The sequence below is a fragment of the Hymenobacter radiodurans genome (assembly GCF_004355185.1).
Lineage (GTDB): Bacteria > Bacteroidota > Bacteroidia > Cytophagales > Hymenobacteraceae > Hymenobacter > Hymenobacter radiodurans.
The window spans coordinates 1,062,925-1,084,107 of record NZ_CP037922.1 but is presented as its reverse complement, the minus strand read 5'-3'; the positions used below and the strand labels follow the sequence as shown (position 1 = coordinate 1,084,107).

The following is a 21,183-nucleotide window of genomic DNA, read 5'->3' as shown; positions in this document are numbered from 1 at the left end:
GCTTCGACCTATAAGTAAGACGTATTATTTTAAGGTTCTGAGCTTAAAGACTTAAATGCTATCAGTAAACGTAGTAGCGCTTAAGCTATGCGATAACTCAATAATGGCATTTAGAGCACTCGGTACCACCATTCGACGAAACAGTGAAGGCAGCACCCTGATTGGCAGCATCGTGTAATTTCACGAGGTTGTCATAGTATCCATTGCCTTTAGTATTAAGGGGTTGCTCACGGTGGCAGTTAATGCACCAGCCCATGGTCAGGGGCGAATATTGGTACACCACTTCCATATTCTGGATAGGACCATGGCAAGTCTGGCACTCAATTCCGCCTACCTGTGTGTGCTGAGAGTGATTGAAGTATGCCAAATCTGGCAGATTGTGCACTCGCACCCACTGGATAGGCTGCTTGCGCTCGATGGCACGATAAATCTTCTTGATTTCAGGCGACTCTGTTTTAATCTGCGAGTGGCAGTTCATACAGATGTTGGCCGAAGGTATATTCGCGCTCTTGCTTTTATATACACTCGTGTGGCAATAGGCACAGTTGATCTGGTTCTCGCCAGCGTGTAGTTTATGCGAGAAGGCAATAGGTTGGGTTGGCTGATAGCCTTGATCCAGACCGATGGCCATTACACCTTGAACCGACTCATATAGAACTACAAGTACAAACAGACCCACAGCTAAACCGCGTACGAGATTGGACTTGTATATTTTGCTGAAGTCAAATTTTTGATCAAGTAACTCTACGTCGCGTCCATCAAGGTCTTTGCGGCCTTTCAGTACATCGCCCATGATATTGGCGATAATAACCAGTGTTACGACCAATACTATTAGGACTACTACTAGTACGATTAAAAGTAGATCAACATATTGACCCGCCCCAGTACTAGCGTCAGCACCTGCTCCTCCAGTATCCTGACCATCAGCTTGACCAGCATTTCCGGCAGTAGCACCACCTGCGGTAACTTGAGAAGGCTTCTCGCTCTCAGCGGCGATATAAGATATGATAGAGGTAATTTCAGCATCCGTCAACGCGAAGCTGGGCATCTGTTGCTTCTGGTACTGATTGAAGATCTTAACCGCATATTCATCGCCGCTGGCTACCATCTTACTGGAATTCTTAATCCAGGGAATCAGCCAAGAGATTGGGCGGCGTTTGTGCACATCCTTTAGTGCGGGACCTACCACCACTTCATTGATGGCGTGGCATTGGGCGCAGTTACCTTTATATAAGGCATCGCCAGCGGCGATTGCGGCGGCGTCGCCGGTAGTAGCGCCTGCGGCAGCAGCGGGCGCAGCCTGAGCTGCAGCCCCGGGAGCTACCCCTTCTTTACTCACGGCCGGAGCAGCGCCAACGTCCTGTGCCGAGGCACGGCCGACGGAGACAAACGTCAGAAACAGAGCAAGAAAGAAATGGGGAAGGGTACGAAGTCGGATGCTATCCATAGCACAAATTCACTGGGGAAAAGAAACGCAGGGGTGCCTTAAGGCCACAAATGTAGGTCGGGAAACGCAGGAAACAAAAGCGTCACTTCTAATTTTTGGGAAAGGAAAACACAGTAAAACCCATCAAAAACCCACTTCACAACACCTTGACACCGAATAAGGTGTTGTAGCTCAACTAGCCAGACATACGTCCAATATACTAGCACTCTTGGCAATTATCGTAGCCAGTTAGTACTCCAACTACTGTTTTCAGTGAAAGGTTTTACTTAGTTTATGGTAAGTAATGTTTTGGCAAAAATTAATGCTTCCCTCTTCTATATAGTTGTTTGGCAGGAAGTTGATTTTACACTTTAGAGGAAAAATAAGCGTGTCGCTTGATACAGATATCCTCTGATTTAGCTACCTTTGCCCCCTAATTTAGTTTTTCACTTAAATTTTTTCATCCCGTCTAATGGAAGTAAGAAATTACGAGACGGTCTTTCTCCTGACGCCCGTTCTGAACGAAGGTCAGGTGCAAGAGACGATCGAGAAGTTCTCGCAGGTGCTTAAGGAAAATGGCGCCGACATTATCAACACTGAAAACTGGGGCCTCAAAAAGCTTGCTTACCCAATTCAGAAGAAATCAACTGGGTATTATCACTTGGTAGAATTCTCTGGCTCAGGTAACATAGTGGACCAGCTGGAGCTAGCATTTCGCCGCGACGAGCGTGTGATTCGTTTTTTGACTACGGTGCTAGACAAGCATGCAGTAGCATATAACGAGCGCCGCCGCAACGGAGAAATGAATCAGCAGAAAGCCCAGAAACAATCGGAAGCAGTTGCCCAATAATAAGAAGATGAGCCTCGCCAACGAAAAGATCCACAAGCAGGATACCCGCAAAAAGTACTGCCGCTTCAAGAAGAACGGTATTAAGTACGTGGACTACAAAGACCCGAACTTCCTATTGAAGTTCGTAAACGAGCAGGGCCGCGTGCTGCCCCGCCGCATCACAGGCACTAGCCTGAAATTCCAGCGCAAAGTGGCTCAGGCCGTGGCGAAAGCCCGTCACCTAGCTCTTATGCCCTACGTAACCGACTCTTTGAAATAGATTGTAGACCTGAGAAGGGCAGAAATTAGAGACTAGAATGTCTGCTGAGGCTTAGCAGCAGCAGGACAATCTTACTTTATTTTCTTCTTTCTCACTTCTTATACAGACAATGGAAGTAATTCTGAAAGACGACGTAAAGAATCTGGGCTACAAGAACGACATCGTGACGGTAAAGCCTGGATATGGTCGCAACTTCCTGCTCCCGCAGGGATTGGCTATTCTAGCCGACAAGACTAACAAGAAGATTGTAGCTGAGAACGTACGTCAAGCGGCGCACAAGGCTGAAAAGATCAAAACCGAAGCTCAAAGCATAGCTAACCAAATTGGTGAAGTGGCTTTCGACATTCGCGCCAAAGTAGGTGAGAGCGGTAAAATCTTCGGTCGCGTGACTACGCTTCAGCTGGCTGAAGCGTTGAAAGCCAAAGGCATCGACGTGGATCGCAAGCGTATTTCTTTTGATCAGGAGCCGACAGCAGTTGGTGAGTACACTGCTACCGTCAACCTGCACAAAGAAGTAAAGCATCAGATTCGCTTCAATGTTGTAGCTGAGTAAGCTGCTTCGCACCAAGAAAAAGCCCCCAGCACTGTGTTGGGGGCTTTTTTCTTACTACTTATCACCCCTTAAGTCAAGGGATATACTATTTTGAATGCCGTATGCATTGCCTAACTAAAGCACTGGCACTAGCTAAGTGGCAAGCTGCTGTTTTGGCTAAAAGAGGAGAGTTGAGTAGGTTGCTTACCCATTGACCTATTTCTGGTCATTTATTATTCTGATGTTTCGTACTGAAATACCGCTCACGCCTAATCCTTCCCCCTTATCGCTCGCGGCTCGCGTGCTGACCATAGGTTCTTGCTTTTCAGATGTACTGGGTAACCGCCTGAATAACTACAAAGTACAGTCGCTTACCAACCCATTTGGTACAGTCTTTAATCCGCTGTCGGCCTGCAAACTGTTACGGGCCGCGGCTGGGGAAGATACGGATTGGCAACAGCACTTGGTACCTGCACGAGGCCGCTGGCAGAGCTACGACCTGCATGCTACATTAGGCTCAGACTCGCCTGTGGAGCTACTACAGCATATTCAAGAGCTATTACAGCGTACTGGCCAGTTTCTCGAAACGGCCGATGTAGTTGTTTTAACTCTGGGAACGGCTTACGCTTATCGGTTGCGTGAAACACAAGAAATAGTGAGCAATTGCCATAAGGTAGCTGCTGACCAATTTGAGAAAGAGCTTCTTACTCCCGACGAGATTATTAATACCATAGCTGAGACGCATGCTTTGTTGCGCCGCCGCAATCCAAAACTGCGCTTCGTATTAACGGTTAGTCCGGTACGGCATATAAAGGACACGCTGCCACTGAATGCAGTCAGCAAATCGATATTGCGGGTAGCTTGTCACTATCTGAGCGAACTGTTGCCTGATGTGACTTATTTTCCAGCGTATGAGCTGCTAACGGATGATTTGCGAGATTATCGGTTCTATGCCGCTGACATGATTCACCCTTCAGCGGTGGCGGAAGAGTATATCTGGGAGCATTTCTCGCGCGAATATTTCGATAGCAACTTTGGGCGCTTCCAGAAGGAATGGGATGCAGTGCGCCAGGCAATGGCTCATCGGCCGTTGTATCCGGCCGCTCCTGAGCACCGCCAATTTCTGGAGGCAACGCTCGCTCGATTACAGCGGCTTAGCAACCAAGTAGATGTACGGCCCGAGATTCGGGAGGTGCAGAAACAGATCCACTCACTTCCAGCACCACTTAAGCCTCGTCCGGCTCTCGTACCAGAGGCTGATGACGAAGAGCGCATTGACATAGGAGAGACTGAAAATGCCCCCCAGCTGGCAAATGCTCCTGCTACGGTAGCTGCTCCAGCTGCTTCATACTCCCCTGCTGCCCTAGCTCCAACTCAGGAGGAACCACTCAGTGAGGAACCATTACTTGAGACAACAGAAGCCACTCCATTCAAGAAAAAACGTCGGTCGCGGGGTGGCGCTAAGCGCAGCGGCCGTAAAAAAGCTGCTCAGTTGGCAGCGGCACTGGCCAGCGCGGCGAATGGTGAAATCTTGGGTGCTGATAACTCTTTACTGCAACCGGAAATAGCGGAAGCTGCAACAGAAATGCCCCCAGCTCGCCAACTAATACTACAGATTATACGGACACAACAGTGGAGGTTTCCCTTCAGGGCGATACTGGGGAAGCATTACCATTCGGTGAGGTACGTGAGGCGGAAACACCCGCTGCTGATACGCCTACGCCTGTATTAGCGCGCCCTAAGCGGCGAACAGCGGCTCAGGTGAAAGCTGCCAAAACTTCTCGCAAACCCACTAAAACGGTAACTGCAAAAGCGGAAAGCAAGCCAAGAACTGCTCGTCCGGCCCGACGCAAGCCGCCTGTTACGCTTGCGCCACCTACCGCAGAGCAGCCAACACTCATTACGTCCACAGCTGACTCGTCGGCATTAGAAGTTCCAAAAGCACCAGCATTGGAAACGCCTACTACAACGGAGAGGAAACCTGCTAAAGCACCACAGAAGCGACGTGCAAGGCCTCCGCGCAAAAAGCCAACAACATCGGCTGACCAATCAACTTCTGAAACGTAAAATGAAACCCGGCTACAATAGCCGGGTTTCTTCATTAGAGAGCATCATATTTTGCCTTATCAAATATGTCTAGTTCCCAAACGCCCGCTTATACCAATCTTCTTAGCCGCGAAACCAGCCCCTATTTGCTGCAGCACGCGCATAATCCGGTAAACTGGTATCCGTGGGGTGAGGAGGCATTGCAAAAGGCTAAAGCCGAGCAGAAACCGATACTAGTAAGCATAGGCTATGCAGCCTGCCATTGGTGCCACGTAATGGAGCGTGAATCGTTTGAAAACGAGCGCGTAGCAGAGCTGATGAATGAGTATTTCGTGTGTATTAAAGTAGACCGGGAAGAGCGGCCCGACGTGGACCAGGTATACATGGATGCCGTGCATGCGATGGGTGTGCAAGGTGGATGGCCGCTAAATGTGTTTTTGAACCCTGATGCAAAGCCATTTTATGGCGGTACCTATTTCCCGCCGCGTAACTGGACCCAGTTGCTTACCAGTATAGGTCAGGCGTATCAGGGAGAGCATCGGGCAGAATTGGATGAATCAGCCGAGCAGTTTGCCAACATTTTGCAGGCCAGCGACCTGGCCAAATATAGTTTGCGACCTACAGCAGCCGCGGTTTCGAACGAGCAGTTTGAGTTGCTAGTAGACAACCTGGGGGCAAATTTGACCGTGAATGGGGTGGTATGAACCGGGCACCGAAGTTTCCGATGCCTAGTATCTGGCGCTTCCTGTTACGGGCCCATCATCTGATAGGTGGTCAAAGTATATTCGATCAAATCAATCGAACCTTGCGTGAGATGGCGTGGGGCGGTATTTATGATCAGGTAGGCGGCGGGTTTTCTCGCTATTCCGTTGATGAGGAGTGGCTAGTGCCCCACTTTGAGAAAATGCTATATGATAACGGGCAGCTTGTAAGTCTGTATGCCGAGGCATACCTGGTGACCAAAGACGAGTTATATCGGCGGGTGGTGTACGATACAGTCGAGTTTGTACAGCGTGAGCTAACGAGCCCGGAGGGAGGTTTCTACTCTTCCCTGGATGCTGATAGCGAGGGCGTGGAAGGCAAGTTCTATGTATTCACCAAAGATGAATTGCGCGATATTCTGGGCGATGAAGAGCTGCTATTTTCTGCCTATTACAACTGTACAGCGACCGGCAATTGGGAGCATGGCCAGAATATTCTGCACCGCCGCCAATCAAATGAAGATTTTGCGTTAGCCCACGAAATTGCCCCCCAGGTGCTCGCGGAGCTAGTGAAAGGCTGGAAGAAGAAGATAATGGCAGCGCGCGCAAAACGTGTCCGCCCCGGTACAGACGACAAAATCCTGACAGGCTGGAATGCGCTGATGCTTAACGGACTCATTGATGCATACCGCGCTTTTGGCGACAACGATTTTCTGGATTTAGCCTTAAGCAATGCCCATTTCATCCAATCCAACCTGCGTAATGGATCGGGCTTATGGCGTAATTATAAGGCTGGCCGAGCTACTATTGCAGGCTTTCTGGAAGATTACGCCTTGGTTATTCAAGCATATATCAATCTGTATGAAGCCACTTTTGACGTGCAATGGCTGCGCGAGGCGGAGGCATTAACCGGCTACGTACAGGAGAATTTCTTTGACCCAAAAGAGCATTTATTTTTCTACACAGATGCCAATGGACAGGTCCTGATTGCTCGCAAAAAGGAGCTATTTGATAATGTAATTCCTGCGTCGAACTCAATTATGGCGCATAACCTACACCGGCTGGGCCTGCACTTGGAAAAAGCCCCCCAAAGCGAGTTGGCCGCAACTATGCTCGCGCAAGTGCAGGATTTATTAATAAAAGAGCCCCAACACCTCACCAATTGGGCATGCTTGTATGCTGCCTTCCTACGGCCAGCGGCCGAAATTGCAATCGTTGGCCCGAAGGCGGAAGCTATCCGAAAAGAGCTAAGTCAGCACTTTTTGCCCAATGCGGTGTTAGCTGGTAGCCCCACTCCTACCGATGAGCTTCCATTGTTGCAGCACCGGACGGCGCTTGACGGTCAAACTACTCTTTATGTATGTTTTAACCGGGCTTGCCAACAGCCGGTTCACACTGTGGTTGAGGCATTAGCGCAGCTGTAGCTAAGGATAGCAGCTAGTGCTTTAGGGCATTTTCCTCCGGTGGCTGTTCTTTAAAAGAAGCAGGTTTGCTACCTCATTCTTACGAATAGGATGAAGCAAGCGCGGGTCCGCGCCGCATCTCCTGTTATCTTTACCTTCCGACTTTGCCTATTCTTTCCGTTGAGCCTCACCTTTGATTTTGTTTCGCCGGAGCCGGCGGCTACCGACCGCGTCACGCTGTTTGCCGACGTGATTCTGCCCCTGCCCCTGCCCAAGCTGTACACTTACCGCGTGCCCTACGAGATGAACGACGAAGTCGTGATTGGGGGCGGGTGATTGTGCAGTTTGGAGCCAAAAAAACGCTTAGCTGCATTGTAGCCGCCGTACACGAAACCCCGCCGGCCCAGTACCAAGCCAAATACATTCTCGAATTCATCGACGACGCACCCGTCGTGACGCAGCCACAGCTAAAGCTATTTCGTTGGATGGCTGACTATTATATGTGCACCCTGGGCGAAGTCATTAATGCGGCCTTGCCCTCTGCGCTGAAGCTCAGCTCCGAGTCGCGCATTCAACTACACCCGGCGTATATCGCCGATGGCAGCCCCTACCCTATCTCCGAGCAGGAGCAGCAGATTCTAACAGCGCTGAGCACCGAAGACGGCAAGTCGATGACGTTCACCGAAGTGGGTGAGCTACTCGGCAATAGCAACTTCCATAAGGTGATTAAGTCCCTGATGCAGAAGGATATTATCTTTCTGTTTGAGCACCTAGCCGATAAATACTCCCCCAAAGTGGTGAAGAAAGTTCGGCTGGCGCATCACTTCATTGAGGAAAGCGCTTTAGAAGCACTATTTGGCCAACTGGCCGGCCGGCCCAAGCAGCTCGACGTGCTCATGCGCTATTTGCAGCGCGTACCGGTGTACCAAAATATTCACGCCAACCATCGAGGGCTGGAGAAGAATGCCCTGACCAGCAGTCCGCACCTTTCCCCTTCGGCTGTGAATACGCTTATCAAAAACGGCGTTCTGGAGCAGTTCGACGTGATTGTGTCACGCTTCCCGCTAGATGATGAGCCTGAAGCTAAACTGCATTTTACGCTGAGTGAAGCTCAAACAACTGCCCGCGACGAGGTATTAACTCAATTCAGCCAGCGTGATATCGTGCTCCTACACGGCGTAACAGGGGCAGGCAAGACGGAGATTTACATCGACCTTATCCGCAATGCCTTAGATGGTGGCGGGCAAGTTCTTTATCTACTACCTGAAATTGCCCTGACTGCCCAGATAGTGACCCGTCTGATGCGTGTATTTGGGACGCGCTTGGGCGTGTATCACTCGAAATTCTCGGATAACGAGCGGGTGGAAGTGTGGAATGGGGTGCTTTCGGGGCGGTTTCAGGTGGTGGTGGGCGTGCGCTCGGCGGTATTTCTGCCGTTCGATAACCTGGCGCTCATCATCGTGGACGAGGAGCACGAGTCGAGCTACAAGCAGTACGAGCCGGCCCCCCGTTATAATGCCCGGGAAGTGGCTCTGATGATGGCCAACTTTCAGGGGGCAAAAACGCTACTGGGCTCTGCCACGCCAGCCGTTGAAACCTACTATCAAACCCGCGCTGGGCGCTGGGGCTTGGTGCAGCTTACGAAGCGCTTCGGCGAAGCTGGTTTACCTGAAATAGAGCTGGTGGATACGCGCAAGCAGCGCGAGGCGAAGAAGATGCACAACCATTTCACGCCCGAACTGCTCAGTGAAATTGAGCGCAAATTGGGCTTGAAAGAACAGGTAATTCTGTTTCAGAACCGCCGCGGCTACTCCCCATTCATCAACTGCCTCGACTGCGGCTGGATTCCGAAGTGTAAGAACTGCGCTGTGAGCCTAAGCTACCACAAGCACAGCCACGAGCTACGCTGCCATTATTGCGGCTACAACGACCGCATGCCCGTAGAATGCCCCGCGTGCGGATCCCGCGCTCTTAAAACTGTAGGTTTCGGCACAGAGAAGATAGAGGACGACCTCAAAATCATGCTGCCGGCCGCAAACGTGCAGCGCATGGACCTGGACACGACGCGCGCCAAGAACTCTTATCAGCAAATCATTGCGGACTTTGAGAACCAAGTGACGAACGTGCTGGTGGGCACTCAGATGGTAACTAAGGGTCTGGACTTCGCCAACGTGAGTCTGGTAGGCATTATCAATGCCGACAGCATCATTCACTACCCCGATTTTCGGGCACACGAGCGGGCATTTCAGATGTTTGTGCAGGTGAGCGGCCGGGCTGGGCGCAAGGGAAAAAAGGGCAAAGTCATTATCCAGACTGCTGACCCCACGCAGGTCATTTTCGACAAAGTAATCCGCAACGACTACCTCGAATTTTACGAGTACGAAATCGGGCAGCGCCGCGAGTACGGCTTTCCACCGTTCATGCGCGTGATTCGGCTCACGGTGAAGCACGTAGATCAACTGCTGGCGGAGCAAGCGGCCATTCTCCTCACCCAAGAGTTGGTTGAAAGGTTAGGCCGGGAAGCTGTTTTGGGGCCTGAAGCGCCCTATATTTTCCGTATTCGCAACTTCTATTTACAGGAAATCACGGTTAAGATTGACCGCGAGCACACCGTATTAAAGCAAGCTAAGGCGGATGTTTTGGCAGCTATTAACGTGGTGAAAGACCAAAAGGAATTTAAGCAGGCCCGCATCGTGGCCGACGTGGACCCTATGTAGTTTCGATTGATTCAATCATAAAAAAGCCCCCAGAATCTTTCTGGGGGCTTTTTTATGACTATATGATCAATACTGCAATTGGCTTACAACGAATCGAGCAAGCCAAGGATGATCAAGACAATACCAATGATGGAGATAATACCTCCCAACACGCCAAAAATGCCGCTGATACCAGTGAATAACGACACTAGCAGACCAACCAGCAACAGAATGAGACCATTACGGATGTTACTATTGAGAGCCGTCGTATCATCGGCAGAAGCTACTTCCGAACGTTGCTTGAAAGCCATCTTACCGGCCATTTTATCAGCTTTAGCAACAACTTTTTGCACAAGGGCTTTCTGCATCAGGTTCAGCTTGGGAGCTACGGCAGCCTTTGCGGGCGCAACAGCTATTGCCTGAGTAGCAGGAGCTTCTGTTGTGGCTACAGCGGCGGCAGGTGCTTCAACTGGGCGAGCAATAGCTACTTCATCTGAAACTGCTACGGGGGCTTCGGCAACGGGAGCAGCTTCGGTTACGGCAACAGCCTCCGTGGCCGGGGCTACCGTTACGGCGCGCTGTGCAGTGCCATGATACGATGTTGTTTTGGGCAGCATAGCGTATTCGGCGCGATTACAGCTACTCAAAGCGGCGGTTACGGCTACAACCATCGTTAGCTTGTGCCAGAGTCCGGATAAGTGTTTCATAGAGCGTGAAATGTGGTTAAAAGAAACGGAAACGATGTTTTGTACGGACCAAAGGTAGAAAGGGGTGGATAAAATCGTCGTTTTGAATATATTTTTTCTGAATTAGCCGACGTTATACTATTTAGTTACCCGTGTAGCGGAGCATCAATATGCGGTCGAAGTCATTTTCCGAACGCTTCGGGCCTATTGGCTGTTAGCTCATCCGTAGCATCCCTGTTTGTTTTCTATGCATATCGTTTCGCTGTTTTTTTCGTGGGTTGTATTGCCAGCCGCGCTGTTAATTCAGACCACTTCCTGCACGCAGCCTCCCACCGAAAGCCGTTTCCCGCTCGAAACGGAGCAGCGGCTCAGTGTTTCGCGCGACACCAGCGGCTACCAAATAAAGCCCCCCACTGATCCTAACGGCATCGGTAAGTATTATATGGGTCGCCAGATTGCGCACGTAATGGGCCATGAGGGCGCGGGCTGGCTGGAGCGCGATGATCGGCGGCAAGAAGAGGGCACCGACATTTTGCTGCGCGAGCTCAAGCTGAAGCCCACCGACGTAGTAGCCGACATCGGTGCGGGCACGGGTTATTTTGCCTTTCAGATGAGCCAGCTGGTGCCGCAGGGCAAAGTACTCGCCGTCGATATTCAACCTGAGATGATTGCTTACCTGAAGGAAAATAAGGCCCGCAACAAAGTGTCGAACGTGGAGCCCGTGCTAGGCACGAAGCAAAACCCCAATTTGCCCCCCAATAGTGTTGATTTGGTGCTCATCGTGGATGCTTACCACGAGTTTGACCACCCACGCGAAATGATGACGGCTATTCGGAAGAGCCTCACGCCCACCGGGCGGCTGGCGCTGGTAGAGTATCGCGCCGAAGACGTGAATGTGCCCATCAAGCGTATTCACAAAATGAGTGTGGAACAGGCGCGCAAAGAAATGGCGGCTGTGGGGCTTGAGTTTATTGAAAGTGTAGAAAGCCTGCCCCAGCAGCATATGATGTTTTTCCAACGAGCCGATTAGCTTGTTGTGAACTTAGAGAGCAAGCCGCCCCGACGTAGCGCATTAGCACTTCCGTTGGGGCGGCTGACTTTTGCGCCCACCGCCAACGGCCTGCTTACCTTTGCCGCCATGTCTGCCTCCCCCGATCCTCGTCAGCTTTCTATTCAGGATTTCACTTACGATTTGCCCCCTGGCCGCATCGCGCCGGAGCCATTGCCCAACCGCGACCAATCGCGGCTGCTGGTGTATCGTGGGGGGCAAATTTCTGATCAACGCTTCCACGACTTACCCTCACAATTGCCCCCCGGCGCCCTCTTAGTCTTCAACGACACGAAAGTGGTGCGGGCGCGGCTATTTTGCCATAAACCTACGGGCGGTATCGTGGAGCTATTCTGCCTGGAGCCCGTATCGCCCCACCGGGCGGTGGAGCCAGCCATGCAGCAAACCGGCAGTTGCATCTGGAAATGCTTGGTCGGCAATGGCAAACGCTGGAAAAGTGGCCCCGTACAGCTGGCTTTTACGGCCGGTGAGCAATCGGCTATGCTTACGGCTGAGCGCGTGGAGGCCGCCGAAGGTTATTCGCTTATACAGTTTAGTTGGGAGCCGGCCGCGTTGCCTTTTGCGGAAGTATTGCGCTACGCCGGACATCTGCCCCTGCCGCCCTACCTCAACCGGGAGGATACTGACGTGGATGCCGTGCGTTACCAGACGGTATATGCGGCGAATGAGGGCGCTGTGGCCGCTCCGACGGCCGGTCTGCACTTCTCCGACTCTGTTCTATCCGACTTAACTGCGTGCGGCTTTCAAACGGCGCGCGTAACGCTGCACGTGGGCGCAGGCACCTTTCAACCGGTGAAGGCAGAGCTAATGGCTGGCCACGCAATGCACGGCGAGCATTTTGTGGTAGAAGCAGCCGTGCTCAGGCAGTTGCTGGCGCATGCGCCTCAACCTATTATAGCGGTGGGTACTACCAGTTTGCGCACACTAGAAAGCATGTATTGGCTGGGCGCGAAGCTGGCTAATCAATCGGCCGACGCGTCAGCTACTGAGTTGCACGTTGCGCAGTGGCAGCCTTATGAGGAAGCAACCGCCGTGTCTTTCACGGAGGCATTAGAAAAGTTGCTTCAGCATCTGGAAAGCACGGGCACCTCCTTTCTGCGGGCTACCACCCAATTGCTTATTGCGCCAGGCTACCAGTTTCGGGTAGTAAATGGCTTGGTGACTAACTTCCATCAACCAGAAAGTACGCTTTTGCTACTTGTAGCGGCACTTATCGGCCCCGATTGGCGGCAAGTTTACGACCACGCATTAGCGCACGACTATCGGTTTTTGAGCTATGGTGACAGCTCATTGCTGCTGCCACCGGAACCCAAGTCGTAGCTCAACCGAAAGAAAGAGGAAAATAGGACAGCCTTATTTGCGGGCCTGCCGTATAAGGCCCCGTAAGACACAGTTGTCTTCTCCCTCAACTATTAAATTCGTTATGAAAAAGGCTCTTTTGCTGTTCTTCGCAACAGCTTTCTCTACCGCTGCCTTCGCGCAGACTACTACCACTACTACTGGCAACGAAGCTACTGGCAACACCACCAAAACGGAAGTTGACGTGCGTGACAATGGTACCGTAAAGTCAGAAACCACTACCCGCACCGGCCGCACCGAAGTTGGTCAGAAGCGTTACAACACGACTCAGGACGTAAAGCGCGCTGGCAAAAAAACTGGTAAAGCCGTTGAAAAAGGCGCCAAGAAAACCGGCAAAGCCGTGAAGAAAGGCGCTAACAAAGTCGGCAACAAAGTAGAAGACGTTGTTGATTAGTCTTATTTAATTTTTGTGCATTAAAAAGCCCCCAGAACTTCTAGGGGGCTTTTTTTGTGTCAGTTAGTAGCTTTTAGACTATTGGCCGACAAAAAATAAGGCATTGCCAAATAGCAGCTTGCCTCCCTGCCAAAACCCACGAAACAGCGGATTATCGGCTAAGTAAATCACTTGGCCTCGGCCCATTTCCTGAGTGCCCAGCACGAATGTATCGGTAAGCTTCTGGCGGGCCCGACGCCCCGTGAAGCCCGCTGCGGAGCCATCTTTTTTGAGAATACCTACGTTCCAGCCACCATCGCCCAAAAAGCGGTAGTTCAGCGTATCGCGCACCAACGCGTAGTAGGTGGAGCCGTAGCCGAAGGCCAGCGGGTGAGTATTATCGAGCTGCACCCGGTACACGCTGCCCTGCACGCGCTCCTCTATTTGCCGGCGCTCTGCATCGGCGTAGCGACGCAGGGGCGCGTAAGGAGCCGTTTTTTTAGCAGCAGCGGTGTCGGTTGGCTTCGTTTTCAGCAGAAAATCTTTGCGGTTGGCGAGGTAAGCGGCGGCACCTTCCATCGCAATGAGCTTGCCGCCGGCTCGCACCCAGGCTTTCAGATTTTCGAGGCTCTTTTCAGGATAGATGTCGGCGTAATTGCCATCAGGCAAAATGAGCACATCAAACTTTTGCAACGGAATGCTACTCAGATAATCCGTGCCTATTACAGTAACTGGGTAGCCAATTTGTTGCTCAAAAAAGTGCCAGATTTCGCCAAACGCGGTCGGCGAAATGCCTTCGCCCGCCACCAGGCCTACCGTGGGCTGCTTCACGTAGCGCACCGAGCTAGACCCAAAATCTGCCCCCGTCGTTGAGAATCCCGAACGTACGGCTTGCACCATCACCCCCATTGAATCGGCTTGGGCGCGTACAATCTGGTCGAAGCGCGACCCCATATTTTCGTTGCCGGTGCGGGTAATCACCAGTGTACCTGCCTGATACTTTTGTCCTTCCGCTTCAAAAGGCAGTTCCGCTACCCGCACCTTCACCTTTTTCTGCAACAGCTGACTCAGGAAGCGAAGATCCTGAATGTTGGTCCAGCGCGCCACGTAGGCATAGGGAGTTCCAGTAGCCGCCGCGTTGCGAACTGGCGTTGCTGGAGTTTTAGCAGTTGACGGCTCGCTGCCTTTTAGCTGCTCTTTCAGCGCGTAGGCCTGCAAACCGTAGGCATAGGGCAAAGCCCAGGCGGTAATATCGTAAGTCAAGGAATCCTCCAGCGCTGGCTTGGGCTCGAACAGCACCTTCACCAGCGTTGATTTGGGCTGGTACATGCTTATCACGAGGTCGCGGGGTTGAATTTCCACCGATTCGTTTTTGCCGCTGGCAAAGTTGAAGCCCTTCGTGCGCATTTTACGTGGCGCATAGCCATAGCTAATCTGCTGGCGTTCGAGGTATTTGCGGAGGGTTTCTAGCTGGCCAGGGTCGTTGGAGGCGGCCAGCACGTACGTTTTATAGTCGCCACCGGGCTTGGTGCGAGCAGTAGTATAGTACTTCTCAAACTCCCGTACCAACGGGTCGTGGCGCTCCGATGTGGCTTGGATAGTGGCCAAGCTGGCGGCATGATGGTGCGAAATCCGCTGACCGAGCGTGAGGGTGTCGCCATCGGATTTCAGGATCTGGACTCCCGCCCGTCCCGAACCGCCCTGCTCATACGTCATGCCAATAGCGCCGTTGAACGACGGATACGTGTCGCCGTAGCTGGGGTAGAACAGGTCGTAGGTTTCGCGGGTGAAGTAGAGCCAGTTGTTTTGGTCGAACACCTTGCGGTTGTACTCACCAATGGTGTTCTGAAACTCCCGCTGAAAAGGCGTGATATCCGCGTGAAAAGGCTTAGCCGCGGGCGAAAAGTAATACGGGTTATCTACGCCCATCTCGTGAAAGTCGGCGTGCACTTGGGGCAGCCATTGGCTATACAGCGCCACCCGCTGCTGGCTTTCCTGCTGGGTTTGCCAAGCCCAGTCGCGGTTCAAATCGAAGTAATAGTGGTTAAAACGCCCCCCAGGCCAAGGCTCGTGGTGTTCCCAGGCATAAGGCGAAGCATTGGGCGTGCGGTTGCGCACGCGGTTATACCACTGCGCATACCGCTCCCGTCCGTCGGGGTTCACGCACGGATCTAAGAGTACCACCGTGTTCTGTAGCCACTGCTGGGTCTGCTGGTTTTGGGGGTTGGCCAGGTCGTAAAGCACCTGCATCATGGCCTCCGACGACACGGCTTCGTTACCGTGAATATTATAGCTCAGCCACACAATGGCTGGGTCAGAGGCCTTCGCCGCACCGCTTTCCAAGCCAGCTCGCCGCAGGTTGTTGCGCCGAATTTCGTCCAAGCGGCTCAGATTTTCGGGCGAAGCGATTTGCACAACTTCCAATGGCCGATTTTCATAGGTCCGACCGTAGGGCTGCAAGCGCATCCGACCGCCGGAGTTCTGCACCACGTAGTCGACGTAGCGCAGCAACTCCGAGTGGGGCGTAAAATTGCCCCCCAGCGGATAGCCAAGAAACTGGGAAGGCGTAAGCAGAGTGCCAGCGGCTGGAGCGGTTGGGGTCGTTTGGGCCTGGGTTGAAGTCAGGCTCCAAAACGGTAGCAGCAACATTAAAAGCAGGTTTTGGAAGGAGCCGGCGCAGAAATGCGGCCGCCAGGTAGCAGGTTTCATCATAGATTAAAAAATGACCAGCCAGCGCTGGAACAACAAAAAGGGCACGTAACGCAACGTCTAGCACCACTCGGCCCGACGGATCAACTCTTAGGCAGAGCCAAAGCTGGCGCGCTACTTTCAAGGCAAGGTACTATTCCGCTGGTAGCAGTGCGCGAATCTCTGTTACTTTCGTCGTATTCTTTCTGCCGACTGTCCACTTTTTCCTCCGCCGATGAAGCTACCCTTATTCTTTCGCCTGCTGACTACTGCCGTGCTGCTCACCAGCACCACCGCATACGGTCAGAAAATCAATGTTGACTCGGTGTACGTGCGTCAGCATTACACCAAAACCGAGCAGCTAGTCCCCATGCGCGATGGCCGCAAGCTGCACACTATCATCTACGCGCCCACCGATGCGGCCACCAAGCGCTACCCGGTGCTCATGAACCGCACGCCGTACTCGGCCGGCCCTTACGGCCCCGATACGTATAAAACAGCCCTTGGCCCATCGCCCACGATGATGCGTGAGGGCTACATTTTCGTGTACCAGGACGTGCGGGGGGCTTATATGTCGGAGGGTGAGTTTGTGAACATGCGGCCGGCCAAGGATAAACCACGCGGTAAACAGGATATTGACGAAGGCACCGATACGTTTGATACCATTGAGTGGCTGGTTAAAAAAGGCCCCCGCAACAATGGCCGAGTAGGTCAGTGGGGCATTTCGTATCCGGGCTTCTACACATCGGTAGGCCTCACTAGCCGTCACCCGGCACTAAAGGCTTCCTCCCCGCAGGCTCCGATTGCGGATTGGTTTTGGGACGACTTTCACCACAACGGCGCTTTCTTCCTGCCCCACGCATTTAACTTCCTGGCTAGCTTCGGTCAGCCTCGCCCCCAGCCCACGCCCAACCGGAATCCCTCGTTCCAGCACGGCACCCCCGATGGCTACGACTTTTTCCTGCGTTTGGGTCCGCTCAAAAATGCCAATGAGCGCTATTTCAAGAATAATGTTGCCTTCTGGAACGACCTGATGGCGCATCCTAACTACGATGAGTTCTGGCAGGCCCGCAACCTGCGCCCACATTTAAAAGATCTGAATCCAAAAACGGCAGTGCTCACTGTAGGCGGTTTCAATGATGCTGAAAACCTCTTTGGTGCGCTGCAAACCTATAAAACCATCGAAAACCAAAACCCCAAGCTTTCCAATCGCATCGTGATGGGGCCGTGGGTACACGGTGGCTGGGCGCGGGCACTGGCGAAATGGTGGGCAACGTAGCCTATGGCGCGTCGCCGTCGCTCTTCTACCAGGATAGCATTGAGGCGCCATTTTTTCGCGCGCATCTAAAGGCCGAGAAGCCAACTGACCCGAAATTGCCCGAAGCCTACATCTTCGAGAGTGGCACCAACCGCTGGCGCACCTTCGATGCCTGGCCACCCAAACAGGCGCAGGAGCGCACCTTGTTTTTCCATGGTTCTGGTGGACTTTCATTTGAAAAGCCCGGAAATAGTAACAAAGCTATAGAGGCTGCACTCTACAACACGATTCCAAGTCTAGGCGTGGACCCCTCCGCAGGCTTTAAGTTTGACGAATATATCAGCGACCCTGCCAAGCCTGTGCCCTTCACCGAAGCTACCGCCACCGGTATGACGCGCGAATACATGACTGACGACCAGCGTTTCGCCAGCCGCCGCCCCGATGTGCTCACTTACCAAACCGACGTGCTTACGGAAGATCTGACCCTGGCTGGCCCTATTCAGGCGCTTTTGCAAGTGGCTACTACCGGAACCGATGCTGATTGGGTTATCAAAATCATCGACGTGTACCCCAACGACACGCCCGACAACCCACGCAACTTACCCAATGTAAAACTTGCTGGCTACCAGCAGCTAGTGCGCTCTGAGGTGATGCGTGGTCGTTTTCGGGAGAGCTTTTCCCAACCGAAAGCCTTCACGCCTAACCAAGTCACCCAAGTACCCTTCGCCCTGCAGGACTTGTGCCACACCTTCCGCAAAGGCCATCGCCTGATGGTGCAGGTGCAAAGCTCCTGGTTTCCGCTCGTCGACCGCAATCCGCAGACCTTCGTGCCCAATATTTACGAAGCCAAGGAAGAGGATTTTCAAAAAGCTACGCACCGTCTTTATCATTCGCCTGAGCACGCTTCGCAACTCGTGGTGAAGGTGTTATAAGACAGCTAGCGTCACTGCCAGATATCCGCTCTGACTTTTTGCTATGGAAATAACGCTTACCACACCGGCTCTGCTCTTTCCGGCTTTGTCGCTGCTGCTGTTGGCTTACACCAACCGCTTTATGGCGCTAGCTAACCGCGTGCGCACGCTCAAATCGCAGTATCAGACCACGCATAGCTCTCATCTGATGCTTCAGATTCAGAACCTGCGCCAGCGTCTCGTGATTGTGCGCAATATGCAGGCGGTGGGTATTGCCAGTATGTTTGGCTGCGTGCTGTGTATGTTTCTGCTGTTTGCGGGCTTTGTGCAGGCTGGTCAGTTCCTATTCGGTACGAGTTTGCTGGCGTTGCTGGTGTCATTGGGCATGTCGCTACGCGAAATCCAGATTTCCGGCGATGCCCTGAATATCGAGCTCAATGATATGGAAAACGACGAGGAGCGACGTCGTGAGGCCGCCGGCCTCTCCCCGCTGCAAAACCCTGACGAAACAGAGTAGCTCAGACTTTTAAGCTGGCATAAAAAAGCCCCCAGAATTGCTTCTGGGGGCTTTTTTGTATAACTAAAATGTACGCTTATTAGGAATTGACGCCAGCGCCCAAAATCTTATCGGGCGTGATGGGCAGGTCGCGCACGCGCTTGCCCGTAGCGTGGAATACCGCGTTGGCTACGGCAGCAGCTACGCCCACCATCGAGATTTCTCCAATGCCCTTCACCCCCATCGCGTTGATATAAGGGTCGTGTTCTTCAATAAATTCTACAGTCATATCCGGAATATCGGCGTTTACGGGGATGTGATAGTCGGCGAGCGTGGCGTTGGTATAGCGGGCCGATTGGTCATCACGATGCGTACTTTCCATCAAAGCGGAGCCAATACCGAAAATGCTACCGCCGATAATCTGGCTGCGGGCCGTTTTGGCGTTGAGAATACGACCGGCTGCGTGCACACTCACCCACCGCGACACGCGCACCGTGCCCAATTCCGGATCAACGCGCACCTCGCAAAAATGGGCTCCGAAAGAGTGCATGGAGTGTCCGGCAGCATCATCTTTGTGGCCCGAATCGGCAGGGCTAGCCGCCATGCCCGATTCGTAGCCGGCGCCGTACTTGCCGTTGCCTGTGCCTTCGATGTCCGTTAGCTCAATGCGCTTCATCAGGGTAGCGAAATCTTCGCCCTTGGTCGTATCCTTTTTGAGCACCAAACGGCCTTTTTCGTTTATCACGTCTTCCGGCTTGGCCCGAAACAATGGCGACCTTTTATCCTGAATAGCCAGCTTAGTCAGCTTTTGCCACACCTCCTGCGCCGCCATATAAATGGACGAGGATACCGTGCCCGCCGCCACCGAGCCACCCGAATTGGGGGCCGTCGGCAGACGCGTATCGCCCAGCTCAAACCGAATCTTATCAACCGGCAAGCCCAGTGAATCGGCGGCGACCTGCGTCATCACGGTGTAGGTGCCGGTGCCGAGGTCGGTAGCGCCACTTTGCACCACGGCGTGACCATCGGCGTAAAGACGCACGCGGGCTGTGCCTTGCGAGTTATGCACGGGGTAGCTAGCCGTGGCCATGCCCATACCTACGAGGTAGCGGCCGTCGCGAGTAACACCGTTTTTCGCATTTCGCTTATTCCAGCCAAACAACTCGGCGCCACGGGCGTAGCACTGCTTCAGCGACTTACTCGACCACGGCTTCCCGTTGGTCGGGTCCTTCTCGGCATAGTTAAGCAGCCGTATCTGAATAGGGTCGATGCCTAGCTGATAAGCCAGATCATCCATAGAACACTCAATGGCAAACGAGCCGGGTGCCTCGCCTGGTGCGCGGGTAAACGTGGAGGTCATCACATTGGCGCGGGCCAACTGATACGTTGCCTCAAAGTTGGGGCACGCGTACAGCAAATTGATAATGCGACTGTTCGGCTCCGCGTAGTTATCCCAAGGCGACGTAGTAGATGTTTTCTCGTGAATCAGCGCTGTGAGCTTGCCGTCCTTCGTGGCTCCCAGCGTCAGGGTCTGGGTCTGGTCTTCCCGATGCCCCATGGAAGTGAACATCTGCGGACGCGTCAGTACCAGCTTCACTGGCCGACCTACAGCTTTGGCCGCCTGCACCGTGAGCGGCGTGTGCGGCCAGCAGGAGCCTTTGCAACCGAAGCCACCACCTATGTACTTGGTCACCACCCGCACTTGCTCCCGCGGTAGGCCCAGCATCTGCGACAGCGCTGTTTGGGTGCGCGTCACCCCTTGCGTTGATTCATAAACGGTCAGCCGGTCAGCAGCTTCCCAATGGGCCGTCGTCGAGCCCGGCTCCATCGGATTATGGTGGTTAATAGCGTGGTTGTAAGTGGCTTTTAGCTGCACAGCAGAAGCTGCCAGCGCCGCCTGTGGATTGCCCCGACGGGTGTGGCCGGGCGTCTTGCCATCCTGTACTTTCAACGGGTCAAATATTTCTGCTTTCGGATCGAGGAAAGAGGAAATAGTGGGCGCCGTTTGGTAGCTGACGCGCACCAGCGAGGCCGCGTGTGTGGCTCGCTCAAAGGTATCGGCCACGATGAGTGCCACCGGCTGACCGGCATAGTGAATCTCATCGCCGGTAAGTGGCATGAAGCCCATAGGTGCGCCAATGGCCTTTTTGCCCTCTGGCGTGTTCGGCGTCTGAGCTAGTTTCGGCAGATTCAGGTGGGTGAACACCGCTATTACGCCCGGCTCTTTGGCCGCCGCCGTGGTATCGATGCTCGTGATTTTACCTTTGGCGATGTCACTGGTCGTGAGCACGCCGTAAGTGAGGCCGGGCAGCGGGAATTCAGCTGAGTAGCGTGCTTTGCCCGTCACTTTGTCGCGGCCATCTACCCGGTCAAGGGGTTGACCTACGCTGCCCCCGCACCGGGCGATTCAAAGAAATTTGGTTCGTTCAT

17 protein-coding genes and 1 pseudogene are annotated in these 21,183 nt (G+C 53.2%); 13 read left to right on the top strand and 5 right to left on the bottom strand.

What is annotated here, in order from left to right; genetic code table 11:
* Window positions 1-97 precede the first annotated feature (97 nt).
* Window positions 98-1,447 carry a c-type cytochrome gene (locus EPD59_RS05820; RefSeq protein ID WP_133271967.1) on the bottom strand — a complete coding sequence of 450 codons (1,350 nt, stop codon included), beginning with the start codon at window positions 1,445-1,447 and terminating at the stop codon, window positions 98-100.
* 451 nt (window positions 1,448-1,898) lie between these two features.
* On the opposite strand from EPD59_RS05820, the gene rpsF reads away from it, so the two are divergent.
* The 4 genes from rpsF (at window position 1,899) to EPD59_RS05800 (ending at window position 4,799) form a co-directional block, all read left to right on the top strand.
* Window positions 1,899-2,276, top strand: a complete 378-nt coding sequence (gene rpsF, locus EPD59_RS05815) for a 30S ribosomal protein S6 (protein ID WP_133271966.1) — start codon at window positions 1,899-1,901, stop codon at window positions 2,274-2,276.
* Between the two features lie 7 nt (window positions 2,277-2,283).
* Window positions 2,284-2,535: a 30S ribosomal protein S18 gene (gene rpsR, locus EPD59_RS05810; protein WP_086593116.1), complete on the top strand. Its 252-nt coding sequence runs from the start codon at window positions 2,284-2,286 to the stop codon at window positions 2,533-2,535.
* A 109-nt stretch (window positions 2,536-2,644) separates the two neighbouring features.
* Window positions 2,645-3,088 carry a 50S ribosomal protein L9 gene (rplI, locus tag EPD59_RS05805; RefSeq protein WP_133271965.1) on the top strand — a complete coding sequence of 148 codons (444 nt, stop codon included), beginning with the start codon at window positions 2,645-2,647 and terminating at the stop codon, window positions 3,086-3,088.
* 220 nt (window positions 3,089-3,308) lie between these two features.
* Window positions 3,309-4,799, top strand: a complete 1,491-nt coding sequence (locus tag EPD59_RS05800; protein ID WP_133271964.1) for a GSCFA domain-containing protein — start codon at window positions 3,309-3,311, stop codon at window positions 4,797-4,799.
* 25 nt (window positions 4,800-4,824) lie between these two features.
* On the opposite strand, the gene EPD59_RS05795 is transcribed toward EPD59_RS05800, so the two are convergent.
* A complete protein-coding gene (locus EPD59_RS05795; RefSeq protein ID WP_133271963.1) occupies window positions 4,825-5,169 on the bottom strand; it encodes a hypothetical protein in 345 nt (114 codons plus the stop codon).
* 30 nt (window positions 5,170-5,199) lie between these two features.
* On the opposite strand from EPD59_RS05795, the gene EPD59_RS23520 reads away from it, so the two are divergent.
* The 3 genes and pseudogenes from EPD59_RS23520 to priA all read left to right on the top strand — a co-directional run bounded on the left by EPD59_RS23520 (window position 5,200) and on the right by priA (window position 9,934).
* Window positions 5,200-5,817, top strand: coding sequence for a thioredoxin domain-containing protein (locus EPD59_RS23520; RefSeq protein ID WP_317128463.1), 618 nt, complete (start codon window positions 5,200-5,202; stop codon window positions 5,815-5,817).
* Window positions 5,814-7,238, top strand: a complete 1,425-nt coding sequence (locus EPD59_RS05790) for a thioredoxin domain-containing protein (RefSeq protein ID WP_317128462.1) — start codon at window positions 5,814-5,816, stop codon at window positions 7,236-7,238. Before EPD59_RS23520 ends, EPD59_RS05790 begins: the two co-directional genes overlap by 4 nt.
* 159 nt (window positions 7,239-7,397) lie before the next feature.
* Window positions 7,398-9,934: pseudogene (priA, locus tag EPD59_RS05785) on the top strand (replication restart helicase PriA).
* 83 nt (window positions 9,935-10,017) lie between these two features.
* Here the strand turns inward: priA and EPD59_RS05780 are convergent.
* Window positions 10,018-10,620, bottom strand: a complete 603-nt coding sequence (locus tag EPD59_RS05780; protein WP_133271962.1) for a hypothetical protein — start codon at window positions 10,618-10,620, stop codon at window positions 10,018-10,020.
* Window positions 10,621-10,846: 226 nt separating this feature from the next.
* Between EPD59_RS05780 and EPD59_RS05775 the strand changes: the two genes are divergently transcribed.
* The 3 genes from EPD59_RS05775 to EPD59_RS05765 all read left to right on the top strand — a co-directional run bounded on the left by EPD59_RS05775 (window position 10,847) and on the right by EPD59_RS05765 (window position 13,421).
* Complete coding sequence (locus EPD59_RS05775) at window positions 10,847-11,629, top strand: class I SAM-dependent methyltransferase (protein WP_133271961.1); 783 nt, start codon at window positions 10,847-10,849, stop codon at window positions 11,627-11,629.
* A 108-nt stretch (window positions 11,630-11,737) separates the two neighbouring features.
* Window positions 11,738-12,988 carry an S-adenosylmethionine:tRNA ribosyltransferase-isomerase gene (locus EPD59_RS05770; protein WP_133271960.1) on the top strand — a complete coding sequence of 417 codons (1,251 nt, stop codon included), beginning with the start codon at window positions 11,738-11,740 and terminating at the stop codon, window positions 12,986-12,988.
* 103 nt (window positions 12,989-13,091) lie between these two features.
* Window positions 13,092-13,421 carry a hypothetical protein gene (locus EPD59_RS05765; RefSeq protein ID WP_133271959.1) on the top strand — a complete coding sequence of 110 codons (330 nt, stop codon included), beginning with the start codon at window positions 13,092-13,094 and terminating at the stop codon, window positions 13,419-13,421.
* 78 nt (window positions 13,422-13,499) lie between these two features.
* On the opposite strand, the gene EPD59_RS05760 is transcribed toward EPD59_RS05765, so the two are convergent.
* Window positions 13,500-16,112 (bottom strand): M14 family metallopeptidase, encoded by a 2,613-nt coding sequence (locus tag EPD59_RS05760; RefSeq protein WP_240731635.1) that lies wholly within the window; start codon window positions 16,110-16,112, stop codon window positions 13,500-13,502.
* A gap of 211 nt (window positions 16,113-16,323) precedes the next feature.
* On the opposite strand from EPD59_RS05760, the gene EPD59_RS22290 reads away from it, so the two are divergent.
* From EPD59_RS22290 to EPD59_RS05750, 3 genes are read left to right on the top strand one after another with little or no spacing between them, the layout of a single operon-like run.
* Window positions 16,324-17,367: a CocE/NonD family hydrolase gene (locus EPD59_RS22290; protein WP_240731634.1), complete on the top strand. Its 1,044-nt coding sequence runs from the start codon at window positions 16,324-16,326 to the stop codon at window positions 17,365-17,367.
* Window positions 17,316-18,278 (top strand): CocE/NonD family hydrolase, encoded by a 963-nt coding sequence (locus EPD59_RS22285; RefSeq protein WP_240731633.1) that lies wholly within the window; start codon window positions 17,316-17,318, stop codon window positions 18,276-18,278. The genes EPD59_RS22290 and EPD59_RS22285 overlap by 52 nt, the downstream gene beginning before the upstream one ends.
* Before the next feature lie 43 nt (window positions 18,279-18,321).
* The gene (locus EPD59_RS05750) at window positions 18,322-18,774 is read left to right on the top strand and encodes a DUF2721 domain-containing protein (RefSeq protein ID WP_133271958.1); all 453 of its coding nucleotides are present in this window, start codon (window positions 18,322-18,324) and stop codon (window positions 18,772-18,774) included.
* Window positions 18,775-18,853: 79 nt separating this feature from the next.
* Here the strand turns inward: EPD59_RS05750 and EPD59_RS05745 are convergent, their stop codons facing one another.
* Entirely contained in the window at window positions 18,854-21,100 is a 2,247-nt protein-coding gene (locus tag EPD59_RS05745) for a xanthine dehydrogenase family protein molybdopterin-binding subunit (RefSeq protein ID WP_240731632.1), read from the bottom strand.
* Window positions 21,101-21,183 lie beyond the last annotated feature (83 nt).

Excerpts from the sequence above, each read along its gene's own strand:
- EPD59_RS05820 (WP_133271967.1), bottom strand. The coding sequence starts at position 1,447 with ATGGATAGCATCCGACTTCGTACCCTTCCCCATTTCTTTCTTGCTCTG.
- rpsF (WP_133271966.1), top strand. The coding sequence starts at position 1,899 with ATGGAAGTAAGAAATTACGAGACGGTCTTTCTCCTGACGCCCGTTCTG.
- rpsR (WP_086593116.1), top strand. The coding sequence starts at position 2,284 with ATGAGCCTCGCCAACGAAAAGATCCACAAGCAGGATACCCGCAAAAAG.
- rplI (WP_133271965.1), top strand. The coding sequence starts at position 2,645 with ATGGAAGTAATTCTGAAAGACGACGTAAAGAATCTGGGCTACAAGAAC.
- EPD59_RS05800 (WP_133271964.1), top strand. The coding sequence starts at position 3,309 with ATGTTTCGTACTGAAATACCGCTCACGCCTAATCCTTCCCCCTTATCG.
- EPD59_RS05795 (WP_133271963.1), bottom strand. The coding sequence starts at position 5,169 with ATGAAGAAACCCGGCTATTGTAGCCGGGTTTCATTTTACGTTTCAGAA.
- EPD59_RS23520 (WP_317128463.1), top strand. The coding sequence starts at position 5,200 with ATGTCTAGTTCCCAAACGCCCGCTTATACCAATCTTCTTAGCCGCGAA.
- EPD59_RS05790 (WP_317128462.1), top strand. The coding sequence starts at position 5,814 with ATGAACCGGGCACCGAAGTTTCCGATGCCTAGTATCTGGCGCTTCCTG.
- EPD59_RS05780 (WP_133271962.1), bottom strand. The coding sequence starts at position 10,620 with ATGAAACACTTATCCGGACTCTGGCACAAGCTAACGATGGTTGTAGCC.
- EPD59_RS05775 (WP_133271961.1), top strand. The coding sequence starts at position 10,847 with ATGCATATCGTTTCGCTGTTTTTTTCGTGGGTTGTATTGCCAGCCGCG.
- EPD59_RS05770 (WP_133271960.1), top strand. The coding sequence starts at position 11,738 with ATGTCTGCCTCCCCCGATCCTCGTCAGCTTTCTATTCAGGATTTCACT.
- EPD59_RS05765 (WP_133271959.1), top strand. The coding sequence starts at position 13,092 with ATGAAAAAGGCTCTTTTGCTGTTCTTCGCAACAGCTTTCTCTACCGCT.
- EPD59_RS05760 (WP_240731635.1), bottom strand. The coding sequence starts at position 16,112 with ATGATGAAACCTGCTACCTGGCGGCCGCATTTCTGCGCCGGCTCCTTC.
- EPD59_RS22290 (WP_240731634.1), top strand. The coding sequence starts at position 16,324 with ATGAAGCTACCCTTATTCTTTCGCCTGCTGACTACTGCCGTGCTGCTC.
- EPD59_RS05750 (WP_133271958.1), top strand. The coding sequence starts at position 18,322 with ATGGAAATAACGCTTACCACACCGGCTCTGCTCTTTCCGGCTTTGTCG.